Annotated in this window: 13 protein-coding genes and 1 pseudogene; 4 read left to right on the forward strand and 10 right to left on the reverse strand. The window is 63.9% G+C overall.

The window, feature by feature from the left end; all coding sequences use genetic code 11:
* From murG to VLU25_01725, 10 genes and pseudogenes are all read right to left on the reverse strand, one after another.
* On the reverse strand, positions 1-1128 hold the full coding sequence (gene murG, locus VLU25_01680) for an undecaprenyldiphospho-muramoylpentapeptide beta-N-acetylglucosaminyltransferase (GenBank protein HSR66625.1): 1128 nt from the start codon (positions 1126-1128) through the stop codon (positions 1-3).
* Positions 1125-2273, reverse strand: a complete 1149-nt coding sequence (ftsW, locus tag VLU25_01685; protein ID HSR66626.1) for a putative lipid II flippase FtsW — start codon at positions 2271-2273, stop codon at positions 1125-1127. Before ftsW ends, murG begins: the two co-directional genes overlap by 4 nt.
* Positions 2270-3667, reverse strand: coding sequence for a UDP-N-acetylmuramoyl-L-alanine--D-glutamate ligase (gene murD / locus VLU25_01690; protein ID HSR66627.1), 1398 nt, complete (start codon positions 3665-3667; stop codon positions 2270-2272). Before murD ends, ftsW begins: the two co-directional genes overlap by 4 nt.
* 96 nt (positions 3668-3763) lie before the next feature.
* The gene (gene mraY, locus VLU25_01695) at positions 3764-4876 is read right to left on the reverse strand and encodes a phospho-N-acetylmuramoyl-pentapeptide-transferase (GenBank protein HSR66628.1); all 1113 of its coding nucleotides are present in this window, start codon (positions 4874-4876) and stop codon (positions 3764-3766) included.
* A gap of 12 nt (positions 4877-4888) precedes the next feature.
* Positions 4889-6415 carry a UDP-N-acetylmuramoyl-tripeptide--D-alanyl-D-alanine ligase gene (murF, locus tag VLU25_01700; protein HSR66629.1) on the reverse strand — a complete coding sequence of 509 codons (1527 nt, stop codon included), beginning with the start codon at positions 6413-6415 and terminating at the stop codon, positions 4889-4891.
* On the reverse strand, positions 6412-7902 hold the full coding sequence (locus tag VLU25_01705; protein HSR66630.1) for a UDP-N-acetylmuramoyl-L-alanyl-D-glutamate--2,6-diaminopimelate ligase: 1491 nt from the start codon (positions 7900-7902) through the stop codon (positions 6412-6414). Before VLU25_01705 ends, murF begins: the two co-directional genes overlap by 4 nt.
* The gene (locus tag VLU25_01710) at positions 7859-9931 is read right to left on the reverse strand and encodes a penicillin-binding protein (GenBank protein HSR66631.1); all 2073 of its coding nucleotides are present in this window, start codon (positions 9929-9931) and stop codon (positions 7859-7861) included. The genes VLU25_01705 and VLU25_01710 overlap by 44 nt, the downstream gene beginning before the upstream one ends.
* Positions 9932-10072: 141 nt before the next feature.
* On the reverse strand, positions 10073-10444 hold the full coding sequence (locus tag VLU25_01715) for a hypothetical protein (protein ID HSR66632.1): 372 nt from the start codon (positions 10442-10444) through the stop codon (positions 10073-10075).
* Between the two features lie 208 nt (positions 10445-10652).
* Positions 10653-11585 (reverse strand): annotated as a pseudogene (gene rsmH, locus VLU25_01720) (16S rRNA (cytosine(1402)-N(4))-methyltransferase RsmH).
* A 23-nt stretch (positions 11586-11608) separates the two neighbouring features.
* Entirely contained in the window at positions 11609-12052 is a 444-nt protein-coding gene (locus tag VLU25_01725; protein ID HSR66633.1) for a division/cell wall cluster transcriptional repressor MraZ, read from the reverse strand.
* A gap of 712 nt (positions 12053-12764) precedes the next feature.
* On the opposite strand from VLU25_01725, the gene VLU25_01730 reads away from it, so the two are divergent.
* From VLU25_01730 to VLU25_01745, 4 genes are all read left to right on the forward strand, one after another.
* Positions 12765-14096: a TolC family protein gene (locus tag VLU25_01730; protein HSR66634.1), complete on the forward strand. Its 1332-nt coding sequence runs from the start codon at positions 12765-12767 to the stop codon at positions 14094-14096.
* A gap of 13 nt (positions 14097-14109) precedes the next feature.
* Positions 14110-15336: an efflux RND transporter periplasmic adaptor subunit gene (locus VLU25_01735; GenBank protein ID HSR66635.1), complete on the forward strand. Its 1227-nt coding sequence runs from the start codon at positions 14110-14112 to the stop codon at positions 15334-15336.
* On the forward strand, positions 15333-18554 hold the full coding sequence (locus VLU25_01740; GenBank protein HSR66636.1) for an efflux RND transporter permease subunit: 3222 nt from the start codon (positions 15333-15335) through the stop codon (positions 18552-18554). Before VLU25_01735 ends, VLU25_01740 begins: the two co-directional genes overlap by 4 nt.
* Before the next feature lie 320 nt (positions 18555-18874).
* A partial coding sequence (locus tag VLU25_01745; GenBank protein ID HSR66637.1) for a hypothetical protein occupies positions 18875-23710 on the forward strand: 4836 nt, incomplete at its 3' end.

Genomic DNA, 23710 nt, shown 5'->3' on the forward strand with positions numbered 1-23710 from the left:
TCACGGTCGTTTGGGCAACTTGACCGCGTCCTCTTTGTTTATTCCCGGTCCTTCCCCGGCGGCTTGACCGAGCAATTCGGCCAGCAGGCTGATGATGTTGTCGGCGGCCTGGGGCTGGGCCAGCGCCCGCGCCGACTCGCCCATGGCGGCCAAGCGGGGCCTGTCCTCGCCCAGTTGCCCGATGTGGGCCGCCAGCTTTTGGGCGTCGGTTTCCTTTTGATCGAGCACGACGGCGGCTCCGCGCCGGGCCAGGGCGGCTGCGTTCTTGCGCTGATGGTCGTCGGCCGCCGTGGGCAGCGGAACCAGCAGCGAGGGCCGTCCGGAGGCGGCGATCTCGGCCACCGTGGACGCTCCGGCCCGGCATAGCAGCAGTGCCGAGCGGGCGAAGGCCTGGGGCATGTCGTCGATATAAGCCGTCACCTGGGCCTCCACTCCCTGCCTGCGGTAGGCAGCCTGCACCTCATCCAGGTCATTGGGGCCGGTTTGGTGGCGGATGTCGAGAGGCAGTCCTTTGAGCAGGGGCAGGGCCTGGCAGAGGAGGCGGTTGAGGGGACGGCTGCCCTGGCTTCCGCCGAAGATGAGCAGTCCCAGCCGCTCTTCATGCACGGGAGCGGGGGGCAGTTCATGAAAGGCGCGCCGCACCGGAATGCCGGTGAGGCGGGCGCGGGCGCCCAGCATGTCGGCCGTTTCCTGGAAGGCCACGGCGGCCGCCGAGGCCCAGCGCATGAGCAGGCGATTGGTCAGTCCCGGCAGCACGTTGGGCTCAAGCAGCAGGATGGGAATGCGGGCCAGACGGGCGGCGGCGGCCACCGGACCCGACGAGTATCCACCCAGCCCTACCACGGCGTGGGGACGGAAGCGGCGCAGGATGCGGCGCGAGGCCAGCCAACTGGAAGGAAGCTGTCCCAGGGTGCGCAGCATGCGTCCGGCGCCCACGCGGTTGAGTCCGCCGATGCGGATGGTTTCCCAGGCGTAGCCCAGAGGTTCCAGGATGCGCGCTTCCAACCCGCGCTCGGTGCCGATGAAGAGGAACTGATGATCGGGGCTGCGTCCGCGCAGGGCTTCGGCCAAGGCCACCGCCATATAGATATGTCCCCCGGTGCCGCCTCCGGCGAAGATGGCTCTCATCGCAGCACCTCCCCGCGGGACGGTTGAAGCGAGGGCACCAGGTGGATGTCGGCGTCGGCACGGGTGTGCTTGGAAACGTTGAGCAGCAGCCCCACCGAGGCCAGAAGCACCATCTGCGACGATCCTCCCACCGAGACAAAGGGCAGGGGAAGTCCTTTGGTGGGCAGAAGGTGCAGCACTACCGAGATGTTGACCAGGGCCTGCAGCACGATCATGGAGACGATTCCCAGCGCCAGATAGAAGCCGAAGAGGCTGTCGGCGCGCAGCGAAATGCGCACCCCCCTATATAAGAAGAGTCCGAAGAGCAGCAGAACCAGAAGGCAGCCGATCAGTCCCAGTTCTTCTCCCAGCACGGCGAAAATGAAATCGGTGTGGGGTTCGGGCAAGAAGTACAGTTTTTGGGTGCCTTCGGCCAGCCCTTTGCCCGTCACCTGTCCCGAGCCCAGCGCGATGAGGCTCTGGTGGATCTGGTATCCGGCGCCCAGCGTGTCCTCCTGGGGCTCGAACCAGGACAGGACGCGCCGCAAGCGGTAGGGTTCCATGAGGATGAGCAGGGAGGCCACCGCAGCGCCCCCTCCCGCCAGGATGGGAATGTGCAGGTAGCGCAGCCCGCCCAGGTAGAGGAGCAGTCCGCAGACGCCGGCCACCAGGGCGGCCGTCCCCAGGTCGCGTCCGGCCAGAATGAGGGCGATGAGCAGTCCCACGGCGGCCAGATAGGGGCCGAGTCCGCGGCGGAAGGACTTGAGGTCGATGCCGCGGCGGCTCAGGTAGTAGGCGGTGAAGACGACGGCCGCCAGCTTGGCGGCTTCCGAGGGCTGAAACTGCAGAGGTCCGATGCGGATCCAGCGGGCCGCCGGTCCGCCGCCGAGGAAATGAGGCAGGACGAGTCCGATCACGGCTGCCGTCATCAGGGCCGCGATGGCCCAGCGGCTTTCCAGCAATTGATAGTCGAAGCGCATGGCCAGCAGCAGTCCGCCCAGCCCGATCAGGGTGGCGGTCAACTGGCGCATGAAGATGGCCCCGGCCGAGCCGTACATTTCCTGCGACACCACCGATGAGGCGCTGGAGACCATCACCAGCCCCAGTCCCGTCAGGCACAGGGTGATGAAGATCAGGTGCTGGTCGTAGGGCATTCTGCGGTTCATGCCTGGGCTTCTCCTTGCCTGGCGGCGCTTAGCCGCTCAGCGACATATTCCTTGAAGAGCCGTCCCCGTTCGGCGAAGTTCTCGAACTGGTCGAAGCTGGCGCAGGCGGGGGACAGCAAGACCACGTCGCCTTCCTGAGCGACTTGCAATGAGCGACGGACGGCGCGCTCGAGGTCGCCCACTTCTTCCAGATCGGCGCTGCCTTCCAGTTGGCGGGCGATCTTGGAGGAGGCGGCGCCGATAAGGAGCAGCTTGCGGACGTTGAGGGAGACGGCCTCCCGCAAGGAGGCGAAATCGCCCCCCTTGTCGAGTCCGCCCATGATGAGAATCAAGCGGCGTCCGGGAAAGGCTTCGATGGCTTTGAGGGCCGAGTCGACGTTAGTAGCTTTGGTGTCGTTGTAGAAATCGATTCCGCCCAGCGAGCCGCAAGGCTCCAGACGGTGCTCCACGCCTTTGAAGGAGCGCAGCCCCTGGGCCATGAGAGGGGCGGAGAGTCCCAGCAGATGACCGGCGGCGCAGGCGGCCAGCACGTTTTCAAGATTGTGCTTGCCGGGCAAAGGCACCTCGTCCACCTCTACCAGGGTTTCTTCACGTTCGTCGCGCCGCAGGAGGATGCGGTTCTGGTTGTCGCTCAAGCAGGCTCCCTGCGGCAAGGACTGGCGGCGACTGAAGGGAAAGACCCGCCCGGCCAGGCCCTCGGCCGCCTTGCGGCATTGAGGGTCGTCCCAGTTGAGGACGGCCCAGTCGTCCGCCCCCTGGTTGAGGAAGATGCGCTGCTTGGCCTGGCGATAGTCCTCGAAGCTGGGATAGCGGTCGAGATGGTCGGGAGTGACGTTGAGCAGCACCGCCACGGCGCAATGAAGCTTCTCGATAGTCTCCAACTGAAAGCTGGAAAGCTCGACCACGTAGCAACGCGGACCCGCCTGGGACTCGAGGTCCTCTTCCACGGCGGCGATGAGCGCGTTGCCCACGTTGCCCGCCACCCGCGCCGGACGCGAGGCGGCTGACAGCAGGTGACCCAGCAAGGTGGTGGTGGTGGTCTTGCCGTTGGACCCGGTGATCCCCACCACGCTGCCCCGCAGAAAGCGGTAGGCCAGCTCCACCTCGGCCAGCACCGGGATGTCCTTGTCGCGGGCGGCCGCGATAGCGGGAATGGAAGCGGGCACGCCGGGGCTGAGAATGATGCAGTCGCTGGACAGGAACTCCTCTTCCGGATGGCCTCCCAGCACCAGGCGCACCTGTGCCGGCAGCTTCTCGATCCAGGATTCGAGCCGCTGGCGCGGCGCCTGGTCGTTGACGGTGACGCGTCCCCCGCGGCGGTGGAGAAAGAGCGCCGCGGCCAGTCCGCTGCGGGCCAGTCCCACCACCAGAAAACGCTGTCCTTCGATTTGCATCTCAATCCTCAAGTTGAGGCCGGGGGGGCGGGAGGCCCTCCGAGTGCCCTGCTCCCGCTCCCCGCACCAATCTGCGCACGCCGGCGGGCGCGGCCTTTAACGAAGCTTCAAGGTGGAGAGGCTGAAGAGCGCCACCACCAGTCCTAGAATCCAGAAGCGGATCACCACCTTGGGCTCTTTCCAGCCCAGCAGTTCGAAGTGGTGGTGGATGGGGGCCATGCGCAGCAGGCGGCGTCCCGTCAGTTTGTAGGAGCCCACCTGCAAGATGACGCTCAAAGCCTCAATCACAAAAATTCCTCCAATCGAGAGCAGCAGCAGCTCTTGCTTGATGAGCACCGCCACCGTCCCGATGGCTCCGCCCAGCGACATGGCTCCGACGTCTCCCATGAAGATCTGGGCGGGATAGGCGTTGTACCAAAGAAATCCCAGCACGGCGCCCACCATGGCGCCGCAGAAAATGGTCAGTTCGCTGGCGTAGGTGTTGGTGATCAAGTCCAGGTAGTCGGCGAAAACCGAGTGACCGGTGACATAGGTCAGCACGGTCAGGGCCGAGGCCGCGATGACCGTCAGCCCCGAGGCCAGGCCGTCCAGCCCGTCCGACAGGTTGACGGCGTTGGAGGAGCCGATCAGCACCAGCAAAGTAAAGAGAATCAGCGGAATGAAGGTGGCGGTTCCGAAGATCACTCCGTTCAGCTCGGGCGTGAAACGCTTGAAAAAGGGCACGCTGAGCTGGGTGGAGTAGAGATCGTTGTAGCTGAGCAGAATGAGGACCGCCGCCACCGCTCCGCCGATGGCCAGTTGCAGCATGATCTTGTGGCGGGCCGTCAGTCCCAGCGAGCGTTTTTTGATGACCTTGATGTAGTCGTCCAGAAAGCCCACCGCTCCGAAGAGTGTCAGCGAGGCCATGGCGATCCACACGTAGAGGTTGCTCAAGTCGCCCCACAGCAAGGTGGGAACGAGTATCGAAACGATGATGAGCACGCCTCCCATGGTGGGCGTCCCGGCCTTGGAGTGGTGGGTCTGCGGACCCTCCTCGCGAATCTGCTGGCCGATCTGAAAGCGGCGCAGGCGCTCGATCATCCAAGGCCCCAGCACCAGGGCCATGAAGAGCCCGGTCAATCCGGCATAGGCGGTGCGGAAGGTGATGTAGCGCACCACGTTGAACACCGAGATCTCGTCGGCCAGCGAATAGAGCAAGTAGTAAAGCATCAGTTCACGCGGCTAGTTGACGTTTTGGGCCAGGACCGACACCAGCAGGGCCATGAACATGAGCACGGCCACGATGGCTCCCGACTGGATCCCGTCCAGACGGAGATCCGAGATGGGGGTGTCGGGGGGATTTTTCTTAAGCTTTTCGATCACCGCCTCCAGTCCCACGCCCCGCGAGCCTTTGACCAGCAGGAAGTCGCCCGGGAGAACCTGATCGAGCAGGAAGTCGGCGGCCGAATCGGCGTCCTCGAAGTGGCGGACGCGGCCTACTTCCATTCCGGCCTCCAGGGCACCCCGCGCCATCTCTTCGGATTCGGCTCCTACGGCGATGAGGATGCCGGGATCCAGTGCGGCGGCTTGCTGGCCCGCTTGCCGGTGGTAGCGGGGCGACCGGGCTCCCAGTTCGAGCATGTCGCCCAGCACCAGGACGCGGCGGCCGGAGAGTTCGAAGTTCGAAACGGTCTCCAGCACCGAAGCCAGCGCCTTGGGATTGGAGTTGTAGGAATCGTCCCAGATTTGCAGGGGCTGGTCGTCGCCCCACTGAAGCCGGTAGAGATTCCCCCGCATGGCCATCAACTGCAGGCCCTCCATCTCTTCGACGGCCTCCCGGGGAGAGATCCCGTAAGCGATGGCGACGGCGGCGGCAGCGGCCAGGTTGTAAAGATTGTGCAGACCGGTAAAGCGGACCCGGCCGGGATAGCTGCGCCCCTCGACTTGCAGGTTGAAGAGCATCTCCTGGGGCGTTTCCATGCGGGCGTCGGTGACCCGAACCTGACAGGACGACCACAATCCGTAACCCACGGCTTCTCCTGGAAAATCCTCGCCCATGGCGACCACCCGGGGATCGTCGGCGTTGTAGAAGAAGCGTCCCTTTTCGTCCATGCCTTCAAGGATTTCAGCTTTGGCGGCGGCCACCTCGTCGAGGTCCTTGAAGAACTCGGTGTGGACCGGGGCCACGTTGGTCACCACCGCCGAGTCGGGACGGCAGATGTCGACCAGGCGCCGGATTTCCCCGGCATGGTTCATGCCCAGCTCCTGGACGGCGATTTCATGGTCCTCGCGCAGGCCGCCCAGGGAGAGGGGAACGCCGTATTCGTTATTGAGGTTGCCGGGGGAGGAATGCACCTGGTAGCGGCTCTTGAGCAGAGCGGCGGTGAAGTGGCGCGTGGTGGTCTTGCCGACGCTTCCGGTGATCCCCACCAACGGCTTACCCCACTTGAGGCGGGCGTAGCGGGCCAAGTCCTGCAAGGCTTGAGTCGTGTCATCCACCATCAGCAGCCGGGCCCCCGGCGGAAAGTCGCCGGGGCGCTGCGAAGCCACGATGATGGAAGCGCCTTTTTGCAGGGCCTGGCCGATGAACTGGTGCCCGTCCAAGCGTACGCCCTGGATGGCGAAAAAGCACTCACCCGGGCGGATGCTGCGGCTGTCGATACTGATGTCGGGAAAGGGCCGCTGGCGGGCGGTTTCGTCGAAAACCGCGGGCGAGACGATGCGGGCCCTCATAGCTCGGGCGGCTTCCTGGATGTTCATTCCGATCATGCTGGGTTCTCCTCGCGGATCACGTCACGGTCATCGAAGGGAAAACGTTCTCCGTTGATTTCCTGGTAGGTTTCGTGGCCTTTGCCCGCGATCAAGACGATGTCCTGGGCTTGGGCCAGACGCAGGACGCGGGCGATGGCCTTGCGGCGCTCGATCACGGTCTCAACGCTGCAAGCCCGCTCCTCGGGGACGCCCTCCAGGATGTCGTCCACGATGCTTGCCGGCTCTTCGCTGCGGGGATTGTCGGAGGTGACGATGGCCAGGTCGCTGAGCCGGGCCGCAATCTCGCCCATGCGCGGACGCTTGGCCCGGTCGCGGTCTCCTCCGCAGCCGAAGACGCAGAGGACTCGCCGGGGAGCCAGCGACCGGCACAATTGCAGCACGTTCTCCAGGGCGTCGGGCGTATGCGCGAAGTCCACGAAAATATGGGCGGGATGGTCGGTCTCGACCCGCTCGAATCGTCCCGGGACGCTTTTCAGGGCGGCGATGCCTTCCTTGATTTCCCCCTCGGCATATCCCAGGGCCGAGGTGGCCGCCACGGCCGCCAGCACGTTGTAAACGTTGTGGCGGCCGGCCAAAGGCGTCGTCAACTCCAGGCGGTGCCCCTGCAAGTCGAGGACGATGCTGCTGCCGGTCACCTTGCTGCTCCATCTCAGAGGCTGAATGTCAGCCGGTGAAGCCTGGCTGTCACCGCCCAGCCCGAAGGTCAGGCGTTGCACGTCGGGAGCCGTCCGCAGGCCTCTCACCCACTCGTCGTCGGCGTTGAGCACCGCCCATCGGACGGCCTCGTTGTAGGCGGGATCGAAGAGCAGGCTCTTAGCCTGGAAGTAGGACTCCCAGTCGCCGTGATAATCGAGATGGTCCTGGCTCAGGTTGGTGAAGACGGCTACCGGAAAGCGGCAGTAGAGGACACGCAGGCGGTGCAGGGCGTGAGAGGAAACCTCCAGCACCCCGCTGCGGCAACCGTTCTCCCAGGCTTCGGCCAAAGTGCGCTGGAGGTCGATGGCCTCAGGGGTGGTCAGACGCGAATGACTGAGCTTTTTCTCTCCCAAGCGCACTTCGATGGTTCCCATCAGAAGGGCCGGTGCGCGCTGCTGCATGATGCTGTGGACCAGGTAGGCGGTTGTTGTCTTGCCGTTGGTTCCGGTGATGCCCACCAGAGGCATGTGGCTGGAGACCGACCCGTAAAAGCAGTCGGCCAGCGAGGCCATGGCCCGCCGTATTTCGCCCACCCGCACCCAGGCCAGTGCAAAGCCGTCGGGAGGAGTCCGCTCCGAGGCTACCGCCGCGGCTCCCCGTGACACCACCTGATCGAGGAAGCTGTGCCCGTCCGCCTTTTCACCGGCCGCGGCGAAGAAAAGCGCACCAGGGCCCACTTGCCTGGAGTCGTATTCCAGGCTGAGGATCTCGGGACTGTCGTCGCCCCCCGGCGAGGGTATCGTCTCAAGGACGATGTCCTCCCGGGCCTGCGACGTGAGTTCGTTCAACTGCATCCTTGTCCTCGTTGGGGCCCCGCTGGGAGAAATGGACCTGAAAGGTGGAATCGGGTGCCAGGTAGCTGCCCGCGGGGGGCGACTGAGCCACTGCCACGCCACGCCCCCGAGCTTTCATCCGCAGTCCCAAGCGGCTGCTGCGGGAAAGCACTTCACGCATGCTGAGTCCGGAAAAGTCGGGTATTTGAACCGTGCGTCCCTCTCCTCGCTGAAGGGGGGCCTCGGGGGCTCGCTCGGTGAGGCCATCAACATAGAGTCCGCCGGCAGCGGGGAGTTCCATTGAAGCAGCCATGCGCAGCCGCTCTTTCTTCCCGCGGGCGGGCCGCGGCGCGTCCTTGGGCACCTGCAAATGAATCAGGGCCCGCTGCATCATTTCGCGAAAGGCCGGGGCCGCCACCTCGGTTGCGTAGTACCTGCCCTGAGGCTCGTCGATCACAACCACCCCCGCCAGCACGGGATCGCGAGCGGGCGCGAAACCCACGAATGAGGGGATGTACTTGCTGCGCGAGTAGGCTCCGTTGACGAACTTCTGAGCCGTTCCAGTCTTGCCGGCCGAAGTGTATCCGTCCAACTGGGAGGACGTCCCAGTCCCCTTCTCCACCACCAATTGGAGGGCCTCTTTCATGCGGTCGGCGGTTTGACGCCTGAGGATGCGGCGGCGGCGCGGTCCGCGCTGCCAAAGCAAATCGCCCCCGGCCGAGAGAATGCGGTCGACCAGGTGAGGCTGAACCTTGAATCCGCCATTGGCCACCGCCGATACCGCCGACACCACCTGCAGGGGGGTCACTCCCACTTCCTGCCCGATGGAGAGGGCTCCCACCGAAAGCTTGGACCAGCGCTCGACGGGACGCAGGATTCCGCTTTCCTCTCCCGGCAGATCGATGCCGGTCCTGGAACCGAATCCATAGCGGCGCAGGTAGTCGTAAAGGGCGTTTTCTCCCAGGCGCAGGGTCAGCCTGATGGTACCAACGTTGGAACTCTTGGCCACGACCTGGTCGAAACTGAGAACGCCGTAGTCCTTGTAGGAGGCTTCGCGATAGACCTTTCCTCCCAGAACCACGCTGCCCACCCGGCAATCGATAAGCTCGCCAGGTTCGACCAGCTCTTCGTTGAGAACGGCCGCCAGCGAGAGAATCTTGAAAGTCGATCCGGGCTCGTAGATGGCCCGCACCGCCCGGTTGCGGAAGTGTTCCTCCGATTCCCCGCTGTAGTCGTTGGGGTTAAAGGCGGGATAGGAGGCCATGGCCAGCACGGCGCCGCTGGCGGGATCCATGAGAATGGCGCTGCCGTTCTTGGCGCGATGCTTCTCGACCGTTTCGCGAAGGACCTGTTCGGCGATGAACTGCAAGCCTTTGTCCAGCGTCAGCACCAGGTCGTTGCCGCGCGTGCTGGCATCCGTCTCTTCGCTCTCGTAGCGGCGGCGGCGGGCGTCGACCTTGACGTTGAGCCTGACCTTTTCGCCCTGTAACTGGTCCTGGTAGCGGTATTCCAGTCCGCCCAGTCCCCGGCCGTCGTCGCCTACGAAGCCCAGAACGTGGGCCGCCAGTTCGCGGGCGGGATAATAGCGTCGGCTTTCCTGGCGGGTGAAGATCCCATCCAGCTCCAAGTCCAGAACGGCCTGGGCGACTTGAGGACTGACCTTGCGGGCCAGGTAAACGAAACCTTTGTCGGAAGCTAACTTGGAGTACAGCTCTTCAACATTAAGCTGAAGAATTGGAGCCAGCCGCTGGGCGGCGGCGCGGGCCTCCGTGACCTGGGGAGGCTGGGCGCAGATGGTCTCGACCGGTACGCTCACGGCCAAAGGAGCAAGAGTGCGGTCGAGGATCTCGCCCCGGCGGGGACTGAGTTCGATGAATCCCTGTTGCTGAGCCAGGGACTGCTGCCGGTAGTCTTCTCCCTCCAGGACCTGAACCTGGTAGAGGCGGTAGCCCAGCAGTACGGTCCAGCAGAGGACGGCGGCTCCCAGAAGGAGCAGACGCAGCCTGAGGCGCTCGCGAAAGCGGCTTTGCTCGTAGTCCCTCATGTTAGCGTCCCCTGCAGGCGGCGCCGAAGGAAGGGAGTCAGGAGTCGAGAGGGGTTATCGGGAAGCACGTTGTTGTTTTTGGTTTCGACCAAGGGTGTGTTCTCCCGGCTCCTGACTGCCGTCCTCCGGCGCCTTTCCTGTCTAATTGCTGGCCATCATGACCGTTCCCGGTTCGAAGAGGGGCACCTCGCCTTGCAGGACGGGAATGCCCTGGTCGTAGCGGATAAACCCCATGTCGCGGGCCTGCTGATCGATCTGCTCCGGATCGGTCAGCGACCAGTACTGGACCTTGAGGGCCTGAACTTCGGCCTCCAGGTCCTGGTTGTGTCGTTCAAGCTGGGCTGTGCGAAAACTGGTTGTCAGGCCTTCGCTCTGAATCCACACGTAGGCCAAGATTACGAGGACCCCCAGGCCGATCCAGCAGGCGCGATAGAAGAACTGCTTGAGATGATCGCTGCCGGACGCGCCGTCGGCGGGTCGGTTTTCCAAGTGTTGTTGATAGTAGTCCACCATTTCAGGAGCTCCTGCCATTGAAACCCGTTGAAGGGCGATCCCAAAGAATTGGATGGTCAGCAAAGGCCCAAGAACCGGAGCGGCTGGAGTGCCGGACCCTGCCGAGCGAAAACGGGACGGAGCGTGACGACCGGTTGCCATTGTTGTATTGGGTTTGGGTCATCTTTGGCTTTTCTTGGTTGGCCGTCTGCTCCTCGCTCGTCGACAGTCTCTCAACTGCCCTCAGCCTGGCGCTCCTGGCTCTCGGGTTCTTTGCCGTCTCTGACTCGGAGGGAACGATTGGTTTCCGAGTCAGAAGCTTGACGTTTTCTGCAAGCGGCTCTTCGTCGGCCAGCAGCGGCAGGCGGCTGACCCGCCGTCCCGCTTCAGTCATGAAAGTGCGCTTGACGATGCGGTCTTCCAAACTATGGAAGGCGATCACCACCAGGCGTCCGCCGGGATGGAGCAGCCGGATGGCCCGGCTGAGAAACTCGCCCAATCCCGTCAGCTCCTGATTGACCGCGATGCGCAACGCCTGAAAGACCTGGGTGGCCGGATGAATCCGCTGTCCAGGGCGTCTTCCCTTGACCCGCTCCACCAAAGCGGCCAACTGATCGGTGGTGCGGATGGGGTCGCTGCGCCGGACGCGCACGATTTCCTCGGCGATGCGCCGAGCCGAGCGCTCTTCCCCGTACTCGCGGAAGATGCGCATCAGCTCCTCCCTGTCGGCCGACTCGATCAACTGGGCTGCCGTCAAGCCATGGCGGCGGTCCATGCGCATGTCCAGCGGTCCGCTGAGGCGGAAGCTGAAGCCGCGCTGTGCTGAATCGAGCTGCAGACTGGATACTCCGAGGTCGAGCAGGAGGCCGTCCAGCGCTTCGACGCCCAGTTGGGGCAGAAGCTTGGGCAGCCTCCTGAAGTCCTCGTTGATGAGCTGGAGGTTGCCTGCGCTCCAGCTCAGCCTCTCCTGCGCCTGGACGAGGGCATCTGAATCGCGGTCCAAGCCGATCAGCCGTCCGCGGCCCTCGAGCCGTCTCAAAATCTCGTTGGAATGTCCTCCCAGGCCCACCGTGCCGTCCACATAGATGCCCCCCGGACGGACGCCGAGCAGATCGACGGCCTCCTCGAGCAGCACCGGAATGTGAAGGCTTTCGCCGGACATGACAGGCTTCCCTTCCCTGAATCCTAAATGCCGAGATCGGCCAGTTCGGCCAGTTCGTCTTCGTCCACCGGCTCGGCGGCCATGCGGCGGCGGATCTTCTCGGCGTTCCAAATTTCCAAGCTGTTGAGCGAGCCCATCACCGCCAGCTCTCCGTCGATCCCGGCCTCCTCGCGGAGGTGGGGCTGGATGCTGAGGCGTCCCTGCTTGTCCATGGTGGCCATCTGCCCCCAATAGCTGGTGTTGCGCATGAAGCGGCGCTGAGCCCGGCCGAATTTCGATCCGGCCTTCAGCTTGTTTTCCAATTCCTCCCACTCGGCCAAGGGAAAAACCAGCACGTTCTCGCCGGTGATGCTGGTGACAAAGACTTCCCGCCCGTATTCCTCTTCGAACACCCTTCGATGGGCGCTGGGAATCTTGACCCGCCCTTGCGGGTCGACTTTGGCCGGGAAGTTGCCACGGAAAACCATTTTTCATTCCTGCATCGCGACGTTTTTGTCAGACCGGTTATTTAGACTCGTTTGGCGTGTGGGCCTGTTTGGTCTTACTTGGTCCAAACTAGACCTACACCGTCCAGGTGTCAAGTGAAAAATGCATCTGCCTCCATATTTTAGGAGCTGGTGCGCCTATTTTCCCGTCTTATTCACCTTAAAAGTGATGTAAAAGTGAAGATTCCTGATGGCCCTGAAGCCGCCTTCCACGGCGGTTCTGCGGCTCGGGCACCAGATCTGTTAGGAAATATAAGGTGAATTTACATCTTGTCTTCCCTATCGGCAGGTCTGTTTAGGACCAACAGGCCGCAATCGGCCTATTCTTAGGTCTAGATTGGAGCCTGAGGGCCAATAAAGGTGAACAAAACAGGAATAGGGTGTGGAGAAAGGCTGTTTCACGCCCACTGAGCCAGCGGCGGGTTAGGCCCTCTCCCAGATTCCTCCCACGAGATCGCGGAACAGGCTTGACGGCTCTCAGCCTTGTACAACTCGACATTGTCCCCGCCCGTTTCCTGGACGGAGACAGCCCGCACTCGTCCACAGGGCTGAATGGGGCGGGAGGCGGCTGGGATTGGGTGATTTAACCCAATGGGATTGCTTCCATCCGCTGTAAGCCGCCTGTTTCCGGGCTTTAGAGGAGTGGAATGGGTCTTGCCAGAGGTCTGACGGCGTGAGATATGATGCTGGTCTGATGATCATCTTTTTGACCTTTCTGGTTCTTGGTACGGCGGCGACGGCCTTGGGACAAGACAGCCTCAGCCTCGAGGCGGCGGTCGATGAGGCTCTGCGCCTCCATCCGGCTCTTCAAGAAGCCCGCAGTCTGGGCGACGCGGCTGAGGCCAGGGTCGAGCAGGCCCGCGCCTCCCGGCTCCCCGGCCTCTTCTTCGAGGAGACTTTCACCCACAGCAACAATCCAGTCTTCGCCTTCGGCAAAAAGCTGGAGCAGGCCGATTTCAGCCAGAACGACTTCGCGCTGGATGCCCTCAACAGCCCCGGCGCCCTGAGCAACTTCCGCTCTTCGCTGGAGTTGCGCCTGCCGGTCTTCACGCGCTGGCGCATCGAGAGCGGCATTGCCCAAGCCGAAGAGGGTCTGGCTGTTGCGGAGGCTGGAAGAGAATGGGCGACCCAACAGGTGCGCTTCCAGGTGATCAGGCGCTATTACCGCGTCTTGCTGGCGCAAGCCGAGCTAGAGGTGGCCGAGCAGGCCCTTCAAACCGCCCAAGGCGAGGTGTCGCGTACCCGCGACCGCTTCGAACAGGGACTGGTGGTGGCCTCCGACCTGATGGCCATGGAGGTGCAGGCGGCTGAGTTCGAGCAGCAGCGCATCCAGGCCCGGGGCGGGGTGGAAACGGCTCGGGCGGCGCTCAATCTGGCCTTGGGCCGTCCTCTGGGCGAGCGGCCGGCTTTGTCGGGTTCGCTGCAGGACCGCGACTTTCAAGCCGGCTCCCTGCAAGAGTTGATCGCCGCGGCCCTGAGCCGACGCGGTGATGTGCGGGCGGCCGAGGGGCAAATCGAGATCAGCCGTCAGGACATCCGCAAGGCCCGCGGCGACTACCTGCCCGAAGTGGGCTTGTTCGCCGAGTTCGGACAAAGCAGCCGCGACCTTTCCAGCGGCAGTTCCGATTTCGCCGTGGGAGCCCGCCTGACTTTCGATCTGCTCGACTTCGGCCGCTCGGCTCGGATCAGCGAAGCCAGCGCCCACCGGGAGGCGGCGCGCGCCCGGCGGCAAGCCCTGCACGATCAGGTATCCCTGGCCGTGGTGCGGGCCTTGCAGGATTTTCAAAGCGCCCGACAGCGGCTTGAGGTGGCTTCGCAGGCTGTCCAGCAGGCTGAGGAGACTCTGCGAATCGTCCAAGACCGCCATCAGGTGGGATTGACCGACGTCACCGAGACCCTGCGGTCTCAGACGGCTCTGGTGCGGGCGCGCAGCAACCAGCTCGGGGCCCGCTACGCGCTTTACCTGGGCTATGCCCGCCTGCTGCTGGAATCGGGAGGCTTGCATGACACGGCTGTATTTGAGTGAAAGCGAGATTGCCATGAAACGGCTTAGAGGAGGCGGAAAGACCGCGGTCCTGCTGGGGTTGTTGGCGCTGTGGCCGGTTGGCTGCGGCGGCCAAGCCCTCCATCCCGAGCAGCAAGCCGGAGCGCTGGTCGAGGCTGAAACGGTGACGCTGCAGCAGCAGCCCGTGACGGGCAGGCTTGAGGCGGTGGCCAGCGTCCGCTCGCTGAGCGAAGCCACCCTGTCGGCTCAAATCGCGGCCCGCATCGTGTCGGTGAAGGCCGACGAGGGAGGGCGGGTCACGAAGAACCAACTGCTGGTCGAGCTCGATCCGAGCAGCGCCCAAGCCAATCGCAACGCGGCCGGGGCCGCGGCCATGGCGGCGGTGCAGTCGGAGAAAGAGGCGGTGGAAGGCATCGCCGGGGCTGAAGCCGCGCTGGAGGCGGCCCGCGCCCAGGCCGATCTGGCCCAAAAGCAACACCAGCGATTCGAGGAACTGCTGAAACGCCGGTCGGTGTCGCAGGCCGAATTCGACCAGTCCCAGGCCCGCCTGGAGGGCGCCCAGGCCGAGGTGCGGCGGGCAGAAAGCGGACTCCAGGCCGCCAAAGCGGCCCACCAGCGCGTCAAGGCCTCCATCGAGCAGGCCCGAGCGGCGCTGGAGCAGGCCGAAGTGATGCTCGGCTACACGCGGGTGACGGCTCCCTGGCCCGGCATCATCACGGCCCGGCTGGTGGAGCCGGGAGACATGGCCCATCCGGGGCGTCCTCTGCTGCGGTTGGCGGACGCCCTCAGCTTCGAAGCGCTGGCATCGCTGGGCGAGTCCTCGCTGGGCGCCGTCAGCCTGGGGCAAGAGGTGGACGTCGAGATCGAGGCGCTCGGTCTGACCTTGGGGGGCAAAGTCGGCGAAATCGTTCCCCAGGCCGATCCCTCCAGCCGCGCCTTCACCGTCAAAGTCGCCTTGCCTCATCACCGCGGCTTGCGCGACGGACTGTTCGCCCGCGTCCTCTTCTTGTTGCCGCCCCGTGATGCCTTGATTTTGCCGTCCGCTGCGCTGGTCAGGCGCGGCCAGCTTAAGGGCGCCTTTCTGGTGGGGGCGCAGGGCGCTATCGTCTTCCGCCTGGTGGAGACAGGACGCGAGTACGAGCAAGGTTTGGAAGTGCTCTCGGGCCTGGCCTCCGGAGACCGCGTGATCCTGAATCCCGGTCCTGACGTGAGCGAAGGCAAGCGTCTGGCGACGGGATCGTCCTCTGAGGAGTCGTCATGACGCTGCAACTGGCCGGACGCATGGCCCGGGCTTTTGCCGATTCCAAACTGACGCCGCTGATCATCGGCGCTTCCATCCTCTTAGGCGCGGGGGCGGTGCTTTCCCTTCCCCGCGAAGAGGAACCCCAGATCATCGTGCCCATGATCGACATCTTCGTCTCCATGCCGGGAGCCGACGCCAAGGAGGTGGAAGAGCGCGTCACCAGTCCCATGGAACAGCTTCTGTGGGAGATCCCCGGGGTGGAGTACATCTACTCCACCTCCAGTCCCGGCGGGGCGCTGGCCATCGTACGTTTCGAGGTCGGATTCCCCGAAGAGGACGCCATCGTGCGCCTCAACCAGAAGATGTTCGCCAACTTCGACCTCATTCCGCCGGGAGCTTCCCCTCCCCTCATCAAGCCGCGCTCCATCGATGACGTACCCGTGCTGGCCCTGACTCTGGCCAGTTCGCGCTACGACCACTTCACCCTTCGACAGATGGCGGCCCAGTTGCAAGAGCGCATCAAGCAGATCGAGAACGTTTCCGAAATCACGCTGATTGGAGGGAGCCAGCGCGAAGTGAGGGTCGAGCTCGATCCCTCCAAACTGGCCTCCCGCCGGCTTTCAGCGGGCGCCGTGCTGCAGCGCCTGCAAGCCGCCAACAGCCGCGTGGACTCGGGAACTTTGACTTCGGCTGGCCGGGAAGTCCTCATCGAGACGGGCCGATTCTTCGCCGATTCCCAGGAGGTGGCCCGCTGCGTGGTGGCGGTCCACCAGGGACGTCCCGTTTATCTCAGCGACGTGGCGCAGATCGAGGATGGGCCAGCCGAGGCGTCCGACTACGTGCTTCTGGGCTACGGTCCTGCTCGCCGCTTTTCCCACCGGCTGGGAGACGCGGGCCACGCGCCAGGTGAGGGCGCCGCCTCAGCGGGCCTGCTGCCGGCCGTGACCCTCTCCATCGCCAAACGCGCCGGAACCAACGCCACCGACCTGGCTGAAACCGTCCTGCAGCGGGTGGAGGCCCTGCGGGCCACGCTTATCCCTTCGGAAGTCGACATTGTCGTCACCCGCAACTACGGAGAGACGGCCAAGGAGAAGTCCGACGAACTGCTCTTTCACATGGCCATCGCGGTGGTATCGGTATCGTTGCTCATCTGGCTCACGCTAGGATTGCGCGAGTCGGGGACGGTGGCCATCGCCATTCCCGTCACCCTGGCCCTGACCCTGATGGTCTTCCTGCTCTTCGGATACACGCTCAACCGGGTGACCCTTTTCGCCCTCATCTTCTCCATCGGCATCCTGGTCGACGACGCCATCGTGGTGGTGGAGAACATCGTCCGCCACACTCGCCTGCCCGAGAACCGGGGGCGTCCGATCCTCAAGGTGGCGGTGGAAGCGGTGGACGAGGTGGGCAATCCGACCATTCTGGCCACCTTCGCCGTCATCGCCGCCATCTTGCCCATGGCCTTCGTGCGGGGATTGATGGGGCCTTACATGCGTCCCATTCCCGTGGGCGCCTCGGCGGCCATGCTTTTCTCTCTGCTAGTGGCCTTCGTGGTGACTCCCTGGGCCTCTCTGCGCCTGCTGCGGCTGGGCCGTCGGGGCGGCGGCCATGGAGACTCTCACGAGCAGGAGGACTGGAGTACCCGGCTTTACCGCCGCCTGATGGACCCGCTCATCCACCGTCCGCTGCTGCGCTGGGGCTTTCTGGCCGGGAATCTGCTTCTGCTGCTGGCGGTCTGCTCGATGTTCTACTTCAAGGCCGTGCGGGTGAAGATGCTGCCCTTCGACAACAAGAGCGAGTTTCAGGTGGTGATCGACATGCCCGAGGGCACGCCGCTGGAGGAGACAGCGGCTTCGGCCATGGCGGTGGGCGAGTACCTGTCCGGCGTCCCCGAGGTGACCGACTACCAGATCTACGTGGGCGAGTCCTCTCCCTACAACTTCAACGGACTGGTGCGCCACTACTTCCTGCGCAATCAGCCTCATCAGGCCGACTTGCAGGTCAACCTGGCGCCTCGCGACCAGCGTTCGGCGCAAAGTCACGACATCGCCAAGCGGTTGCGCGAAGGCATCGTTTCGGCGGCCTCTCCGCAAGCCTCGGTGAAAGTGGCCGAAGTGCCTCCGGGGCCACCCGTGCTGGCCACGCTGGTGACCGAGGTCTACGGACCCGACTACGCCCGCCAGATCGAGCTGGCGCGGCGCATCGAGGAGATCTTCAGGCAAGCGCCGGGAGTGGTGGACGTCGACACCACCATCGAGAGTCCGCAGCCTAAGGTCGAATTCAAGGTCGATCAGGAAAAGGCCGCTCTGCACGGCATCTCTCCCCATGACATCGCCAGCACGCTGCGCCTGGCCGTGGACGGCGCCAGCGCCGGACTGCTGCACGATCCGCGCTCCGAAGAGGACGTCCACATCCGCCTGCGGCTTCCCTTGCAGCGGCGCACCCATCCCCAAGAGTTGCTCGACCTGCGCATGGCCGGGCCCTCGGGACTGGTTCCGCTGCGCGAACTGGTGGAGGTGCATGAAACCGTCCGCCAGCCCAGCATCTACCACAAGAACCTGATGCCGGTGGTCTACGTGATGGCCGACATGGCCGGTCAGGAGGAGTCTCCCGTCTATGCCGTTGGGGATCTGGGGGGGCAGATCGCGGGACTGTCCGACTGGGCCGGATACGAGATCGAGCAGTGGGTCACGCGCCAGCCGCCCTCCCAGGACCGGCTGGCGCTCAAGTGGGACGGTGAATGGCACATCACCTACGAGGTCTTCCGCGACATGGGACTGGCCTTCGCCGTAGTGCTGGTGCTCATCTACATCCTGGTCGTGGGATGGTTTCAGTCCCTCAAAACGCCTTTCATCATCATGGCCGCCATCCCCTTCTCGCTGGTCGGCATCCTGCCCGCCCACTGGCTGATGGGCGCCTTCTTCACGGCCACCTCCATGATCGGCTTCATCGCCGGAGCCGGAATCGTGGTGCGCAATTCCATCATCCTGGTCGACTTCATCGAACTCCGCCTCAAGCAGGGGATGCCCGTCGATCAAGCCGTAGTCGACGCCGGGGCCGTCCGCTTCCGCCCCATGATGCTCACTGCCGCCGCCGTCGTGGTAGGCGCCTCAGTCATCCTCTTCGACCCCATCTTCCAGGGCTTGGCCCTCTCCCTCATGGCCGGCGAAGTCGCTTCCCTCCTCCTCTCCCGAATGACCGTCCCCATCCTCTACTTCTTGGGCAACCGCGGCTAAGCGCTCCTTTGCGAAAATACCCGGCATTTGCTCGACCGTATCTTCCCTTGTCCGCCGGCTTCCAAAACCCAAAGATTTTGAGGGATTTGGAGGGGCGAGGGCGTTTCAACAGGCAAAAAGCGCTCTATATCTGGACATCCAGCAGGACCTGTTCCGGCGCCGCGAAAACCTCTTGTTGCATGTGACGGCCCGAATCCACTGGACGCATCACGCGCCGCCAAGACGACCTCTTCAAGCCAGTCCCCTTTGAGCCCGTCAACGCCGCTTTGTTGCCGGAAAGAGCGCTTGCCCTTTAACGCTTGCAAGGAGACGACATGTTCATGAAGGCTTTCTTCCGTCCACTCGGATGGGTCGTTCTGATCACGCTGATCCTTTCCGCCGCCCCTGTCTCTTTTCACACCTCCGCAGCAGCCGGAGGAGAGATTCCCAATCCCATTCTGTATAAAGGCCGGCAGATCGTGTTCGATATTGCGGGGCTGCCTGGAAAAGGAGGTCCCGTCCGGTCTCTGGGCGTCACAGGCCGACTTGAGGACGGCAGCTTCACCCACCTGACTTCTGATGGCGACGCCGAGGGACGGGTAACCGGTGTCCTCTGCACCGACGGCCTGCCTCCCATTGCCGACCTGACCCTGCGCATCGTCACCGCCGCCGGAACCTGGGTCAAGACCGTCACCGCCGTCCGTCAGGCCGACCAGTCAACTTCCAATGCCGTTGCTGAACTTTTGCCGGGCAACCAACAAGTGGAACGCTGCGCCGCCTGCACGGGCTGCGGCGGCGAGTGCCCTGACTACACTTCCAGCAATGAGCCGCAGGAGCACGGAGTCCTTACCAACGACGGCACTGTTGTGACCAGTTTTCCCGTCAGCAGATTTGAAACCCGCAAGTTGGGATTCGACTTCACCCTCCATCACCAGAGCGCCGTCGAATACGACGGGCCCAACGGGCGGTCCTTCTCCAATTCCTACAACATGTACATCGTGCGCACCGGCCCGGAGACGGGCATCATCGTCACGCCCAACCTGCACGTTTACCCGATCACCCGCATCGGTCCCCGCCCCGGCTCCCCGCACATTGAGAGCTGGGAGCCGCCGCAGGGATTCTTCTCGCGGCTGGAACTGCACAGCCGCCTCAACCGCTGGATCCTCACCCACCATCGCGGCTGCCGCCGGGAGTTCCTGCTGGCCAAGGAAGGACTGCCGGGCCATCTCCTCTCCATCGAGGAGCCCAACGGCAACAGGACCGAGGTCCACCTGGACCACTCCGGACTCATGTCAGCCGTGGTGACCGACTTGAACCAGAAGGTGCATTTCGCCTACGACCCCAATTGCCGCCTGGCTTCCCTGACCGATCACATCGGGCGCACCTGGACCTTCGATTATGACGGGCAAGGCAACCTGGTCGACATCAGCACTCCAGCCACGCAATTCGCGGACATCGGTCCCGGAGAGGAGATCACCGACACCGACTTGGCCGAGGTTACGGTCTTCAAACCGCGTACAACTACCCTCAGCTACGACGACTCCCTCTTTCCCAGCCAGATAACCCGCATCACCGACGAGCGGCAGGCGGTTCCCGTCGAATACGAGTACGACAGCCAGGGGCGCGTGGCCGTCAAGCGCATCAACGGGCAGGACGTCCGCTATTTCTACGGCATCGAGTCAGCCGCGAACCGCCAAGCGCCCGCCTTCCAGGGGCCCGATCCTCTGCCTCCGCTGGAATCCGACAACACAGTCACGCGCATCATTGACCGCGAAGACAACATCACCGACCACGAAATCCATTCCGGCGCCGGCGGACCTCTCTCGGGCACGGGCAGGTTCGGCCTGCGCCGCCAGGTCAACTGGACCGAGTCGGGCAAAGGGGACCCGCCGCTGCGTCCGGACGAACCTCTCTTCTGGGAAATGCGCCAGCTTCACGACTGCGACTGCTTGGTCCCCATTCAAGTCTCGCAACCCTTCCGCTCAGATGCCGGGTTGGCCTTCGATGCGATGGAAATGCCGGTCGATTATCCCAGCGAGTTCTTCGAATTCGCCGACCACCCCGTCCACCGCCAGGCGACCGCATACGAGTACCGCGGATTCGGCGAAACCATCCGCTGGGAGAAGACCTACGACACCTTCGAGCGATTCAGCCGCGAGTTGACCTACACCGAGCCGCGGGCTTTCGACGAGAACCCCGTCTATGACGGCCTCAACTTCACCCACGCCTATTCCTATGACGAGATCGATCCGGCCACGGGACAGACGATCACCCGCGGCAACCGCACCCGCTACGACGCCCCCACCGTGACCCGGGGCGTGGACGCCCCTCAGATCATCACCGAGGGCTGGCAATACAATGAATTCGGACAGCTCATCACCCACACCGACCCCGACGGCAACATCACCACCTACACCTATCACACCGGAGGCTTCTCCTCCCTGAGCCCCGGCAACATCAACAGCCAGGCGGCCTTTCCTGGATACATGGCTTCCATGACCCGCGGCGCCACCGGCTCGGCCGACCCCGCCACCAATCTGACCACACGCTACCGGGTCAACAACCTGGGAATGGTGACCCGCCGCATCGACCCCAGGGGATTCGAATATGTCTCTCTCTACAACGACCTCAAGGAAAAGACGGCGGAGTTCGACGCTCCGGTGACCCTGAGCAACGGCCGCCGGGCGCACTACCGCACGCTCTATGTCTACGACGGCGCCGGCAACCGGTTGATGACCCGCCGCAGCAACATCGATTTCGACGGAAACCCCTTGCCCAATGCCTTCATCGACCGCTCCCAGAGCTTCGACGACGTCAACAACCTGCTTTCCTCGCGGGTCGAGGTGGACGGCAACGACGCCAACGACCTCATCACCCGCTACGCCTACGACCGCAACGACCAGCTCAGCGTCATGCAGCAGCCCGAGGGCAACCGCACTTTCCACATCTACGACGAACGCCGCCTGCGCTTCAAGACCTTCTACGGAATCGCCCCGGCAAGCAACGGCGACCCTTCCCAGTCCTATCCCGCTGACAAGACGGCAGAAGACTTGGCGGGAGCCTCCTTCGTCGGCTTCACAACCACCCGCTACGACGCCCGCTTGAATGCCGAGCAGATGCGCGACGGGCGCGGAAACCTCACCGACCACTTCTACGACTTCTACAACCGCCGCCTGGCCACCAGCGACCAGAACGGCAACGGGATGGTCTACCAATACGACGACGCCTCCAACGCCCTCACTCATAGCGGCGGCGCCGTTTCCAAGACCAGCGGCGAGATCACCGAAGTGCTGGAGCGCACCTACTACCGTTACGACGAAATCGGACGCCGCTTTCAGTCGGTGCTCGACATCGACCTTTCCAGCGACGAGAGCGCCGATGTCAACCCCGACGACGGGTCCAACTCCAGCTACGACACCGTCTTCGACCCCGGCTCGCGTGTCCTGACCCGCTTCGACGCCGAAGACAACCCCACTTTCATGGACTACGACGCCGCCGACCGCACCCTCAGCACCACCGACGCCCTGGGCAACGTGCGTTCTTACGTCTACGACGAGAACTCCAACGTCCTCAGCGTCAGCGAACTGGAACTGCCGGGACCGGGAGCGACAGACGGCGTCCCCGAAACCTACGTGACGACTCACGCCTACGACGAGCTCAACCGCCGCACCGAAAGCCATATCCGCGGGCTTGACGGCAACTCCATCGACCACCCCACCTTCTACGACTACGACTCCCGCCACAACACGCGCCTGGTGGAGGACGCCGAAGGCAACTTCACCCGCACCGGCTTCGACGATCTCGACCGCGTTATCCTCACCCAGCGCTTCGACGGCGACCCGGGCGCCCGAGGGATCGCTCTCGGCGTGACCGAACTCATCCACTACGAGTACCGCTACGACCGCAACTCCCGCAAGACCCACGACATCGCCCTCTCCGACGTCACCGATCCCATCGGCAGCCAGCAGGCCACCCTCTACCTCTACGATGATCTCGACCGGCTGGTCACCACCGTTTATCCCGACGCCGACGATTTCCGCGTCTCGCTGGAAGGCCCCGGCCACAGCATGATCGACCTCTCCAGCCCCGATGGCGACGACGGAATCTACGACCGCGTCGAAGTGGCCTACGATGAAAATTCCAACGTCGTGTTCACCGAGGAGCAGCGGGGAGTGGAGTTCGCCAACGCCTACGACCCCGGCAACCGTCTCGTCGAGCAGAACATCAACCTGAATGATCTGGTTCCCGGCGCCCAGCCGGTCCCCGGAACCGACCGCCAAGACTACGCTTACGATGCCCTTAACCGCCTGACTCAAGCCCGCAACAACTTCTCGCGGGTGGACCGCGGCTACGACCCCCTCTCCCGCCTGACGGAGGAAGGCCAGTGGATCCGCCTCGACGGCAGCGGATTCGAAATGGGCTGGGAACGCCCGGTCGAGCTCAACTTCGAATACGACCGCCAGTCCAACCGCACCCGCGTCCTGGTCATCGACAACACCGAGGGCGCCGGCACCATCGACCTGGAAACCGTCCACAGCTACGACGCGCTCAACCGCATGGACGGCATCGACGCCGAATACTTCGACCGCCCCCTGCAGGACATCGCCGACTACACCTACCTGGGCCCCTGGCGCGTGCGCAACAAGATCCTGGGCAACGGCGCCACCCTCACCAAGCTCTACGACGCCAAGCGCCGCATCTCCGAGCACGCCTGGCGCGACGCCACCCCCGAGCAGAACATCCTGGTCGGATTCCAATACGACTACGACGACGTCGACAACCCTCTCTTCGAACGTTTCCTGCACGACAACGGACTCTTCGACAACTACCGCTACAACGACCGCTACGAACTAACCGGCGTCACCTACCGCAGCCCCGCCCCCGCCGACTACCGCGACGACCCGGCCCCCTTCGAGTCCACCTTCAACTATGACGACAACTACAACCGCCGCTCGGCCGACTTCGGCGATCCCTTCGGCAACCTTCCCAACACCCAGGACACCTACGCCGTCAACAAAGCCAACGAATACACCGAAATCAACCGCCAAGGCGGCGTCCCCCCCGACCAGCCGCCCACCAACCTCGCCCCGCCCCTCCATGACGCCGCCGGAAACATGACCCGCTTCCCCACCCGCCCCGCCGCGGGCGGCTCCGCCGGCCAAAACGTCAACCTGGAA

Source organism: Acidobacteriota bacterium, assembly GCA_035471785.1.
In the GTDB taxonomy this organism is placed as follows: Bacteria; Acidobacteriota; UBA6911; order RPQK01; family DATIPO01; genus JANQFM01.

Bases quoted from the DNA above. Each gene is read 5' to 3' on its own strand.
- VLU25_01715 (HSR66632.1), bottom strand. From the start codon at position 10,444: ATGGTGGACTACTATCAACAACACTTGGAAAACCGACCCGCCGACGGC.
- VLU25_01740 (HSR66636.1), top strand. From the start codon at position 15,333: ATGACGCTGCAACTGGCCGGACGCATGGCCCGGGCTTTTGCCGATTCC.
- murD (HSR66627.1), bottom strand. From the start codon at position 3,667: ATGCAAATCGAAGGACAGCGTTTTCTGGTGGTGGGACTGGCCCGCAGC.
- VLU25_01710 (HSR66631.1), bottom strand. From the start codon at position 9,931: ATGAGGGACTACGAGCAAAGCCGCTTTCGCGAGCGCCTCAGGCTGCGT.
- mraY (HSR66628.1), bottom strand. From the start codon at position 4,876: ATGCTTTACTACTTGCTCTATTCGCTGGCCGACGAGATCTCGGTGTTC.
- VLU25_01725 (HSR66633.1), bottom strand. From the start codon at position 12,052: ATGGTTTTCCGTGGCAACTTCCCGGCCAAAGTCGACCCGCAAGGGCGG.
- murF (HSR66629.1), bottom strand. From the start codon at position 6,415: ATGATCGGAATGAACATCCAGGAAGCCGCCCGAGCTATGAGGGCCCGC.
- VLU25_01730 (HSR66634.1), top strand. From the start codon at position 12,765: ATGATCATCTTTTTGACCTTTCTGGTTCTTGGTACGGCGGCGACGGCC.
- ftsW (HSR66626.1), bottom strand. From the start codon at position 2,273: ATGAACCGCAGAATGCCCTACGACCAGCACCTGATCTTCATCACCCTG.
- VLU25_01735 (HSR66635.1), top strand. From the start codon at position 14,110: ATGAAACGGCTTAGAGGAGGCGGAAAGACCGCGGTCCTGCTGGGGTTG.
- murG (HSR66625.1), bottom strand. From the start codon at position 1,128: ATGAGAGCCATCTTCGCCGGAGGCGGCACCGGGGGACATATCTATATG.